This window comes from Alteromonas alvinellae (assembly GCF_902705805.1).
Window position 1 is genome coordinate 1 of sequence record NZ_CACSIH010000160.1, and the last position, 223, is coordinate 223.

General features: G+C 51.1%; 1 protein-coding gene. It reads left to right on the top strand.

Annotated elements, in window-relative coordinates:
• Positions 1 to 223 (top strand): integrase core domain-containing protein (locus tag ACX5KA_RS12110; RefSeq protein ID WP_458731252.1); only part of this gene is annotated, 223 nt, incomplete at both ends.

Genomic DNA, 223 nt, shown 5'->3' on the forward strand with positions numbered 1-223 from the left:
TACTCAGAATCTCTGTTCCGCACAGTCAAATACTGCCATAGATGGCCGAGTGAAGGCTTTAAGTCGCTGGAGGAAGCGCGAGCCTGGGTGCGAGATTTTGTCCGCTGGTATAACACCGAACATCGCCATAGCCGCATAAGATTCGTTACCCCAGAGCAGCGACACAAAGGTGAAGACCAACAGATACTGGCAAAGCGCACTGAGTTATATGCCGAGGCAAAAG